The following is a 14,003-nucleotide window of genomic DNA, read 5'->3' on the forward strand; positions in this document are numbered from 1 at the left end:
TTGTTTTCCTATTATTTATAAAAAGCCCAAAAGACTTCCTGTATTTTTTTCTTTAAAATATCCCTGAAATTCGGTAGTATGCTAGCTCAAATTTGATTTCATGAAAAAGTATGTTTGGCCTTTGATGGCCCTAGGATTAAGTTACTGTCAGGAAAAAGCTCCTGCACCCGAACCGATTTTGCCAGTACCACATGAGCGCCAAGTCGCTTGGCAGGAATTGGAATTTTATGGTTTTGTGCATTTTAATATGAATACCTTCTCCGATCGTGAGTGGGGATTCGGAGATGAAAAGCCAGAGCAGTTTAATCCTACGGAACTGGATGCCAGACAATGGGCTAGAATCGCCAAGGAAGCAGGGATGAAGGGCTTGATCATCACAGCAAAACACCATGATGGTTTTGTATTGTGGCCTTCAGCCTACACCGAGCATTCAGTCAAAAACAGCCCATGGAGAGACGGAAAGGGTGATTTGATCCAGGAATTGAGAGATGCTTGTGATGAGTATGGGTTGGAGTTTGGGATTTACTATTCCCCATGGGATAGAAATCATCCCGAGTATGGACGTCCCGAATACATGACTTACATGAAAAACCAGCTGACAGAACTCTTGACCAATTATGGAGAAGTTTTCGAGGTGTGGTTTGACGGAGCCAATGGAGGCGATGGCTGGTATGGAGGAGCCAATGAAACCAGAAAAGTAGATAAAAGAACGTATTACAACTGGCCAGAAATCCACCAAATGGTGAGGGATATGCAGCCGGGAGCGATGATGTTCAGTGATGCAGGACCGGACGTAAGATGGGTTGGCAATGAGCATGGATTTGCCTACGAGACTACTTGGTCTAATCTGATGCGTGACTCAGTCTACGCAGGTATGCCAGAATATTCCCAAAAGTGGGCCTCTGGGCAAGAAAACGGCACGCACTGGGTGCCAGCTGAGTCGGATGTCAGCATTCGTCCAGGATGGTACTATCACAAGTATGAGGATCATATGGTCCGGTCACTTCCGGACTTGATGGAGATATATTACAATAGTATCGGTCGCAACTCTTCACTTTTGATCAATTTCCCGGTAGATACCAGAGGTTTGATCCATGAGAATGATGAAGCAGCGATCTTGAAAATGGCCGCCAAAATCAGAGAAGATTTTGCAAACAATCTAGCCATGAATGCTTCTATCTCAGCCAGCTCAGACAGAGGCTATGGCTATGAAGCTGAGCTTGCAGTAGATGGAGATTACGAAACGTATTGGACGCTGGAAGATGCTGCTGGTCCTGAAGCTAGTTTGGAACTCGATTTTGGGAAAGAAGTGTCCTTCAATCGACTGCTTTTGCAGGAATATACACAACTTGGACAGCGAGTGAAGGCATTTTCTTTGGAGAAAGAAGTCGATGGTACTTGGGAAAAAATCGCCGAAGGAACGACCGTGGGGCACAAAAGAATCTTGAGATTTCCAGATGTGACTGCGGAGAAAATCCGGATCAACTTTGAAGATGGAAAGGGAATCCCGGTGATTTCTGAAGTGGGTATTTACTATGCTCCTAAGATGCTATTAGCTCCGGAGATCAAAAGAGAAAAGTCAGGTTTGTTGACTTTGGTGTCACCGGACGAAGGGCTAGAGATTTATTATACAACCGATGGATCTGAGCCGACGAATTCTTCTCAGAAATATTCCGCTCCGATTCAGGTATCGGAAGCCACTACTTTACAGACGATCACTTTTGATCCAGTGTCTGGCAAAGCCAGTGACCCAAAACGTGCTGATCTGGACTATCCAAAAGCCAAATGGGAGACTCAAGCAGAAAATGGAGAGAGAGCTTTGGATGAAAATATTCATAGCTATGTGACTACCAAAAACAATGAGTTGATCGTGGATTTGGGTGAGACGCTGGAGATTCAGGGTTTTAGTTATTTCCCGATGCAAGCAAGATATCCAAGCGGACATATCACCAATTATGCCTTTGAAGTAAGTCAGGATGGAAAATCCTGGAAGCAAGTCGCTAGCGGAGAGTTTTCGAATGTCGTCAATAGTCCGATTGAGCAGAAGATCAAGTTTGATACTACAGCAGCTCAATGGATCAAAATCAAAGCCATCAAAACTGCAGATGGCAACCCAGCTACTTTGGCTGAGCTGGGAGTTTTGACCAAATAAAAACTGAACGAGGGAATTGACCGGGAAAAATGGGTTTTTGAAGATAAAATCCCTACTTTCTCGGTCAATTTGCTAATAACCCCACTGAACCTATGAACAGACGTCATGCCTTGCGGCATATCGCATTGATTTCCGGAGGACTTGCCCTGATTCCTTCCTGTGATTTCAGTAGTGACGATATCCTTGCCGCTTACGAAAAACTACAGGTCACTGCTTCTCAAAAAGAACTTTTGGGCGCAGTTTCCAATACAATTATACCTTCAGGGGAGATCAAGGGAGCTTTGGACATAGCTGTTCCTGATTTTATTCTCGTGATGGTCAATGATTGCTATACCGAAGAAGCTCAAAAGCAGTTTACTGCTGGTCTGAAAGCATTTCCGGATTTTGCAGGAAAAGGATTTGCCGAGCTAACTACCAAAGAAAGAGAGACCAAAATCCAAGAAGGGTTAGCGCTCGAGGGCGATGATACAGAAGCCGGACTAAAGCAAAAGTCGATTGCTTTTTTCCTCAACAATACCAAGCGTCTGACTATCCAGGGCTACATGGCTTCCGAATACATCCAGACAGAAGTGATTCCTTATTCTCTGATTCCGGGTCCGTACAATGGAGCCGTATTGATCTCAGACATTCAAAAACCGCGCATCAATGGCTAATCTGAATATCCGCAACAAACAGGAAAGAACATACGAAGCCATCGTGATCGGTTCGGGGATCAGTGGAGGCTGGGCCGCCAAAGAGCTTTGCGACTTGGGTGTCAAGACTTTGATGCTGGAGCGGGGTAGAGATGTCAAGCATGTCAAAGATTATCCTACTACCACGATGCTTCCTTATGAGTTTGAGCATCGGAACCAGCTGACCGAGGAGATCAAAAAGGAAAACCCCGTAGTCAGTCGTTGCTATGCTTTTCGGGAAGATGCCATGCATTTTTTCGTCAAAGACAAAGAGCATCCTTATGTCCAAGAGAAACCATTTGACTGGATCAGAGGCTATCAAGTTGGGGGTAAATCTCTTCTGTGGGCCAGACAAGTACAGCGATGGTCAGACTTGGATTTCGAAGGTCCTGCGCGGGATGGATTTGCAGTGGACTGGCCGATCAGATATAAGGATCTGGAAAAGTGGTACAGCCATGTGGAGAAATTCGCCGGGGTATCTGGGTTCAAAGACGGGATCGACGTGCTTCCCGATGGGGAGTTTCTTCCGGGCTATGATTTGAATATTGTAGAAAAGCATTTTGCGGATCAGCTGAAGAAGCATTATGGAGGAGATCGCCATCTGATCTCGGCTAGATGCGCCCATATTCATGGCAATGTGGAGCATTTTGTGGATCAGGGCCGGACTATGTGTCAAAACCGAAATCTTTGCCAGAGAGGATGTCCTTTCGGAGGGTATTTCAGTTCCAATTCGTCTACAATTCCATGGGCTTTGAAGACGGGAAATTTGACCATGAGGCCTGATGCAGTCGTGGAGTCCATTATTTATGATGAAGAAAAAGGCAAAGCGACGGGTGTACGGGTGATAGATCGGTTGACCAAAGAAGTAGAGGAGTTTTATGCAGATGTCATTTTCTTGAATGCTGCCGCATTAAATTCCAATTTGGTCTTGTTGAACTCCACATCGAATCGATTCCCCAATGGACTTGGTAATGACAATGGGCTGTTGGGTAAGTACGTGGCTTTTCATAACTACAGAGCTCAGGTCTCTGGGATCCATGAGGGACATACAGAATATACCACATCTGGAGGAAGACCGACAAGTGGTTATTTCCCAAGATTTAGAAATGTTCACAAGCAAGAAACAGACTTTTTGCGTGGCTATGCAGCTGGATTTTCTGCCAGCCGTGGCGTAAGACCAAATACAGAGGCAATTGGGATGGAGCTGAAAAACAACCTGCTCAATCCGGACCAATATGGGCCTTGGTATGTAGGTTCGCACATGATGGGAGAGACTATTCCGAAGGAAAGCAACTACGTGCGACTAGATCCAAATCAAAAAGATGAATGGGGAATGCCTCTCTTGAGCATCAATATCGACTATGATGACAATGACGAGAAAATGATCAAAGACTATCAGGAACAAATGTCTGATATGTTTGAAAAAGCAGGCTTCACGAACATTCGTGTCAATGATGATCATCGACTTCCAGGCTTGGATATCCACGAAATGGGCGGTGTAAGAATGGGCAAAGATCCAAAAACGTCTTTGCTGAATGCCAACCATCAGCTGCATGCCGTACCAAATGTCTATGTGACAGATGGGGCTTCCATGACTTCTACTTCGACGCAAAATCCTTCATTGACTTATATGGCCTTTGCAGCTAGGGCGGCTCATCATGCCGTGGCTGAAAGCAAAAAATAAATCAGAAGGCAGTATAAATAATTTGAAAATCCCGCTTCGAAAGGAGCGGGATTTTTTAGTGGATTGCCGAAGAATTCTTACCAACAATTCATAAAGCTTCTCTTGCTATACTTTAGGTCTTTTAATCCTTGGAAAAAGAAAAAATGTGGCTTTTCTCAAATCCTCAGAAAAGCTTCTGGTACATCTCCTCCAATTTGCTGACCTGGATGATTTCTATTTTGAATTTTTTCAGATCCAATCCTTTGACAGCGTATTTCGAAAGTATGATTTTTTGGAAACCCAACTTTTCGGCTTCGGCAATGCGGTTTTCTATTCTGGAAACGGCTCGGATTTCGCCACCAAGACCTACCTCGCCAGCAAAACAAACTTGCTCCGAGACAGGAGTGTCTTCGTAGCTTGAAATCAAACTGGCACAGACAGCCAAGTCCAAGGCTGGATCATCGACTCTGAGTCCACCGGCCACATTCAAAAATACATCCTGATTGCCGACACGCATTCCTCCCCTTTTTTCCAAAACTGCCAACAGCATGTTGAGCCGCTTGGCATCATGGCCTGTGCTGCTTCGCTGAGGAGTACCGTAAGTTGCCGGGCTGACCAGAGATTGAATTTCGATTAACAAAGGTCGATTCCCTTCCATCATGGCTCCAATTGCTACTCCATTCAATACTTCCTCGCGTTGTGTCAGGAGAATTTCAGAGGGGTTTGCCACAGTCCTGAGCCCTTCGGCCCGCATTTCATAGATTCCCAGTTCGTGAGTAGAGCCAAATCTATTTTTGGAAGTTCGGAGGATTCTGTAGGTCATATGCCGATCTCCTTCAAATTGCAAGACAGTATCCACCGTGTGTTCCAGGACTTTAGGGCCAGCGATAGAGCCGTCCTTGGTGATGTGACCGATCAGAAAAACAGGAGTTCCCGTTTCCTTCGCAAATTTCATCAACTCAGCAGTACATTCACGGACTTGAGAAACTGATCCCGCGGCTGATTCCACGTATTGACTAGTCAGCGTTTGGATGGAGTCTATGATCAAAAAATCTGGCTTGAGGATTTCTACCTGCTGAAAGATCTGTTGGGTGTTGGTTTCAGAAAGTACGTAGCAGCCTGGGTTTTTGGCTTCCATGCGATCTGCCCGCATCTTGATCTGAGTTTCGCTTTCCTCGCCTGAGACGTACAGAATCGTCTTTTCCTTTAAAGTCAAAGCGATCTGAAGCATCAGAGTGGACTTGCCGATTCCCGGCTCTCCTCCTATCAAAACCAATGAGCCCGGGACAATTCCTCCTCCTAATACCCTATCCAATTCCGGATCACCGGTGATCCATCGGGCTTGCTCCTCGTAGTTGACTTCTGCGATTTTTTGAGGTTTGGAGACCTTTTTGGAGCTGTTTCCTGATGGTTTCCAACTTCCCTTTCCTGATTCTTCCTTTTGGATGACTTCTTCGACATAGGTGTTCCATTCTCCACAAGCAGGACATTTACCTAGCCATTTGGGACTTTGGGCACCGCAGTTTTGACAGAAAAAGGAGGTTTTTACTTTAGCCATTTTGAAGTGAGAAATACGAATTACGATTTACGAAGGACAGTAAGTGATCTAGTCTTGATTCTTGTATCTAGCATCTTGTGTCTTTTAATGTGCTTCCAGCCAATCATTTCCAATCCCTACTTCGACTTCGAGTGGTACTGCCAATTGGATGGCGTTGGCCATGAGACCTGGAACATTGGCTTTTAGGACTTCCACTTCATCCTTGTGCGCATCAAATACAAGTTCATCGTGAACCTGAAGGATCATTTTGGATTGGAGTTTCTCTTTTTCCATCCAATCATGCACCTGGATCATCGCCACTTTGATCAGATCAGCAGCAGAGCCTTGGATTGGAGCGTTGATGGCATTTCTCTCTGCAAATCCTCTCATAGTCACATTGCGGCTATTGATATCTCTCAGATAGCGCCTTCTGCCCAAGATCGTCTCTACGTATTCTTCTTTTCTGGCCTTTTCGATGGCTCCGTCCATATATTCCTTCACAGCAGGGAATTCTTTGAAGTAGGCATCGATGATTTCCTTGGCTTCAGTTCTTGATATGGATAGCCTTTGGGAAAGTCCAAATGCCGAAATCCCATAGATAATCCCAAAGTTGGCGGTTTTGGCTTTTCTTCTCATATCGGAAGTGACTTCATCCAGAGGCACTTGAAAAATCTTAGCAGCAGTGGTGGAGTGAATGTCACGACCGGTTCTGAAAGCTTCAATCATGGATTGATCCCCTGAGAAAGCGGCCATAATCCGAAGCTCGATCTGAGAGTAATCCGCTGCTAAGAGTACATGATTTTCATCTCTTGGGACGAAAGCTTTTCTGATTTCCCGACCTCTATCCGTTCTGATCGGGATATTTTGAAGGTTAGGATTGATAGATGAAAGTCGTCCTGTGGCCGCGACAAACTGATTGTAGGTTGTGTGGATTCTTCCAGTTTTGGAATTGATCATGGTCGGTAAGGCATCCACATAGGTAGACTTGAGTTTCACCATTTGGCGGAAATCCAGAATTGCCTGAGCAATTTCATGCTCATTGGCCAGCTTACTCAAAACCTCCTCTCCTGTTGCATATTGGCCAGTTTTGGTCTTTTTCGCCTTGGGGTCCAATTTTAGTTTTTCAAACAATACGTCTCCCAGTTGCTTGGGAGAAGCAAGGTTAAATTTGACTCCGGCGATCTCATAGACGCGTTTTTCTATTTCCTGGCTTTCTGTTTCCAGAGCTTTGGAAAGCTCGGCAAGGCTCTCTGTATCGATCCGTACTCCTTCAAACTCCATCTTGGTAAGCACGGGAATCAGCGGGTTTTCTACTTCATCAAATAGCTTTTGAAGTTCATTTTCCTTCAGGATCGGATCAAAAATTTCTTTGAGCTGGAGTGTGATATCGGCATCTTCAGAGGCGTAGGAAGTGACTTCATCTTCATCCACATCCCGCATATTGCCTTGATTTTTACCTTTTTTGCCGATAAGTTCTGTGATAGAAACAGGCTTGTAATTCAAGTAATGCTCCGCCAGCCAATCCATGCCGTGTTTGCCTTCTGGCTCGATGAGGTAGTGGGCCAGCATGGTGTCATAGAGAGCTCCTTTGACTTCAATCCCATAATTTTTCAATACCAAAAGGTCGTATTTGATATTTTGACCAACTTTTTGGATTTGCTCGTTTTGGAAAAATGGAGTGAGCTGTTGCAAAATCTTCTGGGTCTCGGAGGGATCCTCTGGGCAGGGAATGTAATAGGCTTCCCCCGTGAGATAGGCAAATGATAGCCCGACTAGTTCGGCTTCCATCGCATTGACCGAGGTGGTTTCCGTATCAAAACAAACCGTTTTCTGAAGCATCAGGTACTCCATCAATTCTGCAATTGATTCTTTGCCTTTGACCTTATGATATTGATGCAGTCGGCTTGCGATCGTACCCGGTACTACAGGTGCAGAAGTCTGGACAGTTTCTTCTTCAAACTCAATCTCTACCGCAGCAGATGAACTTGGAGCTTCGCCAAACAAACCCAATTGTTCATTTTTCTGAATGACTGATTTTTTACCTTCTGTCTTGAAAATCCTATTGGATAGGGTTCGGAATTCTAGCTCTGTGAATATTGCCCGTAGCTTCTCCTCATCAAATCCATCATACCGCAAGTCCTCTTCATCAAAATCAATTGGCACATCAATTTTAATTGTAGCCAATTCTTTTGAAAGCAATCCTTGTGCGGCAAAATTTTCCACATTTTCTTTTTGCTTGCCTTTGAGTTGATCTGTGTTTTTGACGAGTTCTTCAATAGTCCCAAACTGCTTCAATAATTTTGTGGCTGTTTTGGCACCGATACCGGGGATTCCAGGGATGTTATCCACAGCATCACCCATCAATCCCAAAATGTCCCGCACTTGGTCTACATTCTCTATGTCCCATTTGGCACAGACTTCTTTTGGTCCCATGATATCCACAGCATTGCCCATGAAGGCTGGTTTGTAGAGGAAAATGTGGTCATCCACCACCTGACCATAATCCTTGTCCGGAGTCATCATATAGACTGTGAAGGATTCTTTTTCTGCCTTTTTGGCGATAGTACCGATGATATCATCCGCCTCAAATCCCTCCATTTCCAGTAGAGGAATCTTAAATGCTTTGACTATTTCTTTGACCCAGGGGATCGAAACAGTAATGTCTTCAGGCTGCTCTTGTCTATTGGCTTTGTAGGCCTCAAACTGTTCATGCCTAAATGTAGGGCCCGGCAGGTCAAATGCCACTGCGATGTGACTTGGTTTCTCTTTGGTCAGCACCTCCATCAAGGTATTGGTAAAGCCCAGCATCACTCCGGTATTGAGCCCTTTGGAATTGATTCTAGGATTTTTGCTAAAGGCAAAATGGGCTCTATAAATGAGCGCCATCGCGTCCAGAAGAAATAATTTATGCGGTTGATTTTGAGACATGATCCGTTTTTCGGGTTGAAAAAAGACAAGTGAATTAGCCCTCCAAGGTACAAAAATTAGGTGGGGACTTCGGTCACATAAAAGCGGTTAATTGGACCTCCTGATGACCAGATGTGACAATTTGTTTCCCAAAACCAAGTTTTGCCTTGTCCTAGCTACGGGTGAAAATACTTTATTTCAGGATTTTATTGATCAATTGGAAAAAGTTGAACAACTTAAAGCTTATTCACTTAACCACTTAAATGATGAAAAAACTTTTGATGATTTTCGCCCTATTTCTGTCTTTTCAGTTTGTAGAGGCTGCCCCATTGGCTAATGATACCAAAGGGAATGACAAAAAAGAAACCAAACTAACCGAGGAAGAGCAAGCCAAGGTGGACGAAATGAAAGCCAGACTGGATGAAATCATGGCCATGGATTTTGCCAATATGTCTCGCGATGAAAAGAAAGAAATCAAGGCCGAACTCAAAGAGATGAAAGCAACTGCAAGAGAAGGCGGCAAGGGAATTTACCTTTCTGTAGGAGCGATCATTATCATTATTCTTTTGTTGATTTTGATTCTTTAATTCAACAGTTTCAATCATTGATCAGGGCCGTCTCAGAGAATTTTGAGATGGCCTTTTTTATTCCTCTTGACTGTCGAGATATTTTTTGACTAGATGAGCACGCCAAGCAACTACTGTCATAGGAATGATCCAGAGCAGTTCGTTAAATAGCAAATGAAAGCCGGTTCTTTTATTCCAGCCTAATGCTGGAAGAAACTCTACGCCAAACCAAATGGCTAGCAGGATTTTACCGGCGATTCCCCCCAAGACCAGATAGAGGTAGCTGACTGGATAAAAGGCAGAAATAAAAATCACAAAACCGACAATCAGTCCAAAGGATCCATACCAGTTGCTGGTGAGCTGCTCAGGCCCCACATCCGTCATGGCAAGCCACTTGATTAGCGCCGGTCCAAACCACTTGAAAAAGGCAGACCATGCCACTGTGTACATTCCGGCGAGCAAAAGAATGCCTCTGAAATGCATTGGAAAAATGGGGAACTTCTCTTTTTGATCCATGAGTGGGTTGGTTTTAAACAGGCAAATAGACACTTTAGAGTTTGCGCTCTAACGATACAAAACTACGCTATGGAAAGAAATAAACGCCTACGATCAGCCCTCTTTATGAGTTTGGGAGCGGCGTCCTGCTTGACTTTGGGATTTACTTTTGGAAAAATAGCCGGAGAGATCACTCCCCAATCCATAGATGGAGCATCTGATATCCTTGGTTTGTCATTTACTCCTGCCGAAAAAGACAGTATGCTCCGCAACCTGACCAATCAGCTGAGCGGAATCCAGAGTTCTAGAGAGATCAAATTGGATAACTCCGTGCCACCGGCCCTGGTCTTCAATCCTCTTCCGAAGGGATTTTCTCCGCCTACCGAGCAAATGCCGCTGGACTTTGGCTTGACGGAGGAAGTACAACTGCCTGTATCCGATGTGGATATTGCCTTTTTGCCAGTACATGAGCTAGCCGTCTTGATTCGGGACAATCAACTAAGCAGTGTCCGTCTCACCCGGATCTATCTGGATCGTATCAAAAAACACTCAGATACACTGCAATGTCTGATCACACTGATGGAAGATACTGCTTTGGAAAAAGCAAAGCAGATGGATCTAGAGTTGGCTGCAGGCAAGTATCGAGGGCCACTCCATGGTATTCCCTATGGGATCAAAGACCTATTGGCTGTCAAAGGAACCAAAACCACTTGGGGAGCTGCACCTTTCCAAAATCAGCAACTAGACGAGACTGCTCAGATAGTCCAAAATTTGGATGAAGCGGGAGCTGTGTTGGTAGGGAAGTTTACTTTGGGTGCTTTGGCGATGGGGGATGTATGGTACGGTGGAGTGACCAAAAACCCCTGGAATCTTGAGCAGGGATCTAGTGGCTCTTCAGCTGGATCTGCCTCAGCTGTCAGTGCGGGTTTGGTGCCTTTTGCCATCGGTACTGAGACCCTTGGATCGATTGTGTCCCCTTCTACCCGAAATGGTGTGACTGGCTTGCGACCCACCTATGGTCGGGTGAGCAAGCATGGAGCTATGGCGCTGAGCTGGTCGATGGATAAGATTGGCCCTATTTCTAGATCTGCTTTGGATAATGGTATCATCCTCTCAGTACTCAACGGCCCGGATGAAAAAGATGCCAGCACAATAGCTGCTTCCTTTAATTTTGATAGAAAGGTAGACCCCAAATCACTCAAAGTGGGGTATTTCAAACCATTTTTTGAGGGGGAAAGAGTATCTGAAAACGATAAGAATGTGCTGGAAACTTTAAAATCACTGGGAGTAGAATTGCATCCTTTGGAGTTGAAAACGAGCATCCCTCCCGGCCCAATCGTCATGATGTTGATGGTCGAGGGGGCTGCAGCATTTGATGAATTGACCCGACTGGGATGGGATGATCAGCTGGTAGCGCAGCATCGCGGCGCTTGGCCCAATTTGTTTCGTGCAGCCAGATTTTATCCAGCTGTGGAATATGTCAATTTGAGTAGACAGCGTACTCTACTGATCGAAGAGATGCATGCTTTGATGAAAGATTATGACGTGATCGTAACTCCTTCCTTTGCTGGGTCTCAGCTTCAGATCACCAATCTGACTGGTCATCCGGCATTATGTCTTCCCAATGGTTTCAATGAGCAAGGGAGTCCTACCTCGATTACTTTTTTGGGAAATCTTTTTGAAGAAGATAAGCTGGTGCTTTTGGGGGATTATGTGCAGAAAAATACCGATTGGCAGATGAAGAGGCCTCCTCTCTTTAACCAATAAAAAAGAAAGCTCGGGCTAAACCCGAGCTTTTATTAATTGATAGCCCCTTGAATTTTCATGTTATTGGGCTTGAGAAACCAGATTTTTTGGGTGGTTTCCAGTTCGTAGTGATCGATGCGGTTTTCTCGGTTGTTCATATAGATGCCTCCGTGCGTGAAGGAGGTGTAGAACATGCTTTCACTGGCTCCTTTGAAGGTGATCCATACCGGATGATCGTTAACGATCCGCACTCTGATTTCCTGAATGGAAACCTTGGCCTCCGGTTTGGCACGGTGAATCAGGATGTCTTTCTCCACTTCTGTGGTGTAGCTGTCTATCAGTGAAGGTTTGTTGATATCAGCATCAAAGAAAGCACCCAGCTCCTCTTTCCATTCTTCCGTACTCGTGATTCGGTCAGATTGTTCTGAGACTCCGTTGATCCGAGAGATTTTTGTCACGTTTTTACCATCCAGTTTTTCGATTTCCTGATTGACAAAACCCTTGAGGTCAAAGTAAGGCAAGACCTCCATTTTGTCCGGATTCTCGATTCCAGGGGCGTTTTCGCAGGAAGTAAGAAAGCAGAAAAAAACTGCTATAATCGCTAGTCCTTTGAGTCTCATTCAGCCAATAAGATTTCACCAGTCATTTCAGCGGGACTAGCCACACCCATGAGTTTAAGAATAGTCGGAGCCAGATCTCCCAGTTTACCGTTTTTCACAGGGATTTGGTCCTGCTTGTCTACCAAGATAAACGGAACCAAGTTGGTCGTATGAGCTGTATTGGGAGTGCCATCCTCGTTGATCATCATGTCACTATTGCCGTGATCGGCAATGACGATGATGGTGTAGTCATTGTCCAAAGCGGTGGTGACTACAGAGCTGGTACACTCATCGACAGCCTCACAGGCTTTGACAGCTGCGTCAAAGTCCCCGGTATGGCCCACCATATCTGCGTTGGCAAAGTTGAGACAGATGAAATCAGCGCTTTTTTTCTTCAGCTCTGTGTTGATTTTGGAAGCGATTTCATATGCACTCATCTCAGGTTTGAGATCATAAGTTGCCACTTTGGGAGATGGGCAGAGGATTCTACTTTCTCCTTCAAATTCCTTCTCACGTCCACCTGAAAAGAAAAAGGTAACGTGCGGATATTTTTCAGTTTCTGCGATTCGGATCTGTTTCTTCCCGGCTGCTTCCAAAACTTGCCCAAGAGTATTGTTCAGATTGTCTTTTTCAAAAAGCACTTTGACATTTTGGAAGGTCTCATCGTAGTTGGTAAACGTGATGTAATCCAAATCGAGCTTTTTCATATTGTAATCTTCAAAATCCCGCTGGGTCAAGACTTGAGAGATCTCTCGTCCGCGGTCTGTGCGGAAATTGAAGCAAATGACCAAGTCACCCTCTTCGATTTTCGCAAGAGGCTGATTGTCCGCACCTACATGGATGATAGGACGGATAAATTCATCTGTGACATTATTGTCATAAGATTTTTTGATAGCGGCTAGGATGTCCTTGGACTTTTCCCCTTCACCGAGTACCATCGCATCGTAGGCGAGCTTGACACGCTCCCAACGATTGTCCCGATCCATGGCGTAGTATCTTCCTACTACGGAAGCTATCTGACCTGCAGACTGTGTCAGGTGCTGCTGAAGATCTTCCAAATAGGCGATGCCTCCTTTGGGATCTGTATCTCTACCGTCCGTGAAGGCATGGATGTATACTTTTTCTACTTCATGATACTTGGCGGCATCACACAGCCCTTTGAGGTGATTGATGTGCGCATGGACTCCACCATCAGATACCAAGCCGATGAAATGGGCTTTTTTACCGGAAGCTTTCACTTTGGCAAAAGCCTCTTTCAATACCGGATGCTCGTTGAGATCTCCGTTTTTTACAGCTTGATTGATTTTGACGAGATCCTGATAAACAATTCTTCCTGCACCGATATTCATGTGTCCCACTTCAGAATTGCCCATCTGGCCTTCTGGCAATCCTACCGCCAAACCAGAAGCTTCCAGTTTGCCATGAGGATATTTGGTGTAAAGGCTATCTACAAAAGGTGTTTTGGCTTTGTCGATGGCGGATACGGCTGGGTTGGTAGCAATACCCCATCCATCTAGAATCATTAAAAGTACTTTCTTTTCCATGTGGCAAATATATTATTTTTCTTTCCAATCTTACCCGAAGCGGTCCGAGTTGATTGCTTTTTGGCATTCTGACCTAATTCCCAAAAATGGACCTGAAGATGTTGATTTTGGCTTAGTATTTGG

Annotated in this window: 10 protein-coding genes; 5 read left to right on the forward strand and 5 right to left on the reverse strand. The window is 44.9% G+C overall.

Annotated elements, in window-relative coordinates:
* Positions 1-100: 100 nt before the first annotated feature.
* The 3 genes from G460_RS0114625 (at position 101) to G460_RS0114635 (ending at position 4,507) form a co-directional block, all read left to right on the forward strand.
* The gene (locus G460_RS0114625) at positions 101-2,152 is read left to right on the forward strand and encodes an alpha-L-fucosidase (protein WP_026956066.1); all 2,052 of its coding nucleotides are present in this window, start codon (positions 101-103) and stop codon (positions 2,150-2,152) included.
* A 92-nt stretch (positions 2,153-2,244) separates the two neighbouring features.
* Positions 2,245-2,805 (forward strand): gluconate 2-dehydrogenase subunit 3 family protein, encoded by a 561-nt coding sequence (locus tag G460_RS0114630; RefSeq protein WP_026956067.1) that lies wholly within the window; start codon positions 2,245-2,247, stop codon positions 2,803-2,805.
* Positions 2,798-4,507, forward strand: a complete 1,710-nt coding sequence (locus G460_RS0114635) for a GMC oxidoreductase (RefSeq protein ID WP_026956068.1) — start codon at positions 2,798-2,800, stop codon at positions 4,505-4,507. The genes G460_RS0114630 and G460_RS0114635 overlap by 8 nt, the downstream gene beginning before the upstream one ends.
* A gap of 163 nt (positions 4,508-4,670) precedes the next feature.
* Here G460_RS0114635 and radA read toward each other — a convergent pair whose 3' ends face one another.
* Both radA and polA read right to left on the reverse strand, forming a co-directional pair.
* A complete protein-coding gene (gene radA / locus G460_RS0114640; RefSeq protein WP_026956069.1) occupies positions 4,671-6,044 on the reverse strand; it encodes a DNA repair protein RadA in 1,374 nt (457 codons plus the stop codon).
* An 84-nt stretch (positions 6,045-6,128) separates the two neighbouring features.
* Positions 6,129-8,951, reverse strand: coding sequence for a DNA polymerase I (polA, locus tag G460_RS0114645; RefSeq protein WP_026956070.1), 2,823 nt, complete (start codon positions 8,949-8,951; stop codon positions 6,129-6,131).
* 242 nt (positions 8,952-9,193) lie between these two features.
* On the opposite strand from polA, the gene G460_RS0114650 reads away from it, so the two are divergent.
* A complete protein-coding gene (locus G460_RS0114650) occupies positions 9,194-9,517 on the forward strand; it encodes a hypothetical protein (protein ID WP_245578739.1) in 324 nt (107 codons plus the stop codon).
* Positions 9,518-9,574: 57 nt separating this feature from the next.
* On the opposite strand, the gene G460_RS0114655 is transcribed toward G460_RS0114650, so the two are convergent.
* Positions 9,575-10,012: a hypothetical protein gene (locus G460_RS0114655; protein WP_026956072.1), complete on the reverse strand. Its 438-nt coding sequence runs from the start codon at positions 10,010-10,012 to the stop codon at positions 9,575-9,577.
* Between the two features lie 69 nt (positions 10,013-10,081).
* Between G460_RS0114655 and G460_RS0114660 the strand changes: the two genes are divergently transcribed.
* Positions 10,082-11,758: an amidase gene (locus tag G460_RS0114660; protein ID WP_026956073.1), complete on the forward strand. Its 1,677-nt coding sequence runs from the start codon at positions 10,082-10,084 to the stop codon at positions 11,756-11,758.
* A gap of 32 nt (positions 11,759-11,790) precedes the next feature.
* On the opposite strand, the gene G460_RS0114665 is transcribed toward G460_RS0114660, so the two are convergent.
* On the reverse strand, positions 11,791-12,357 hold the full coding sequence (locus G460_RS0114665; protein ID WP_026956074.1) for a hypothetical protein: 567 nt from the start codon (positions 12,355-12,357) through the stop codon (positions 11,791-11,793).
* On the reverse strand, positions 12,354-13,880 hold the full coding sequence (gene gpmI, locus G460_RS0114670; RefSeq protein WP_026956075.1) for a 2,3-bisphosphoglycerate-independent phosphoglycerate mutase: 1,527 nt from the start codon (positions 13,878-13,880) through the stop codon (positions 12,354-12,356). The genes G460_RS0114665 and gpmI overlap by 4 nt, the downstream gene beginning before the upstream one ends.
* Positions 13,881-14,003: the final 123 nt, after the last annotated feature.

Origin of the sequence: Algoriphagus vanfongensis DSM 17529 (assembly GCF_000429465.1) — a bacterium.
Classification (GTDB): domain Bacteria; phylum Bacteroidota; class Bacteroidia; order Cytophagales; family Cyclobacteriaceae; genus Algoriphagus; species Algoriphagus vanfongensis.

Bases quoted from the DNA above. Each gene is read 5' to 3' on its own strand.
- G460_RS0114625 (WP_026956066.1), top strand. From the start codon at position 101: ATGAAAAAGTATGTTTGGCCTTTGATGGCCCTAGGATTAAGTTACTGT.
- G460_RS0114630 (WP_026956067.1), top strand. From the start codon at position 2,245: ATGAACAGACGTCATGCCTTGCGGCATATCGCATTGATTTCCGGAGGA.
- G460_RS0114635 (WP_026956068.1), top strand. From the start codon at position 2,798: ATGGCTAATCTGAATATCCGCAACAAACAGGAAAGAACATACGAAGCC.
- radA (WP_026956069.1), bottom strand. From the start codon at position 6,044: ATGGCTAAAGTAAAAACCTCCTTTTTCTGTCAAAACTGCGGTGCCCAA.
- polA (WP_026956070.1), bottom strand. From the start codon at position 8,951: ATGTCTCAAAATCAACCGCATAAATTATTTCTTCTGGACGCGATGGCG.
- G460_RS0114650 (WP_245578739.1), top strand. From the start codon at position 9,194: ATGATGAAAAAACTTTTGATGATTTTCGCCCTATTTCTGTCTTTTCAG.
- G460_RS0114655 (WP_026956072.1), bottom strand. From the start codon at position 10,012: ATGGATCAAAAAGAGAAGTTCCCCATTTTTCCAATGCATTTCAGAGGC.
- G460_RS0114660 (WP_026956073.1), top strand. From the start codon at position 10,082: ATGGAAAGAAATAAACGCCTACGATCAGCCCTCTTTATGAGTTTGGGA.
- G460_RS0114665 (WP_026956074.1), bottom strand. From the start codon at position 12,357: ATGAGACTCAAAGGACTAGCGATTATAGCAGTTTTTTTCTGCTTTCTT.
- gpmI (WP_026956075.1), bottom strand. From the start codon at position 13,880: ATGGAAAAGAAAGTACTTTTAATGATTCTAGATGGATGGGGTATTGCT.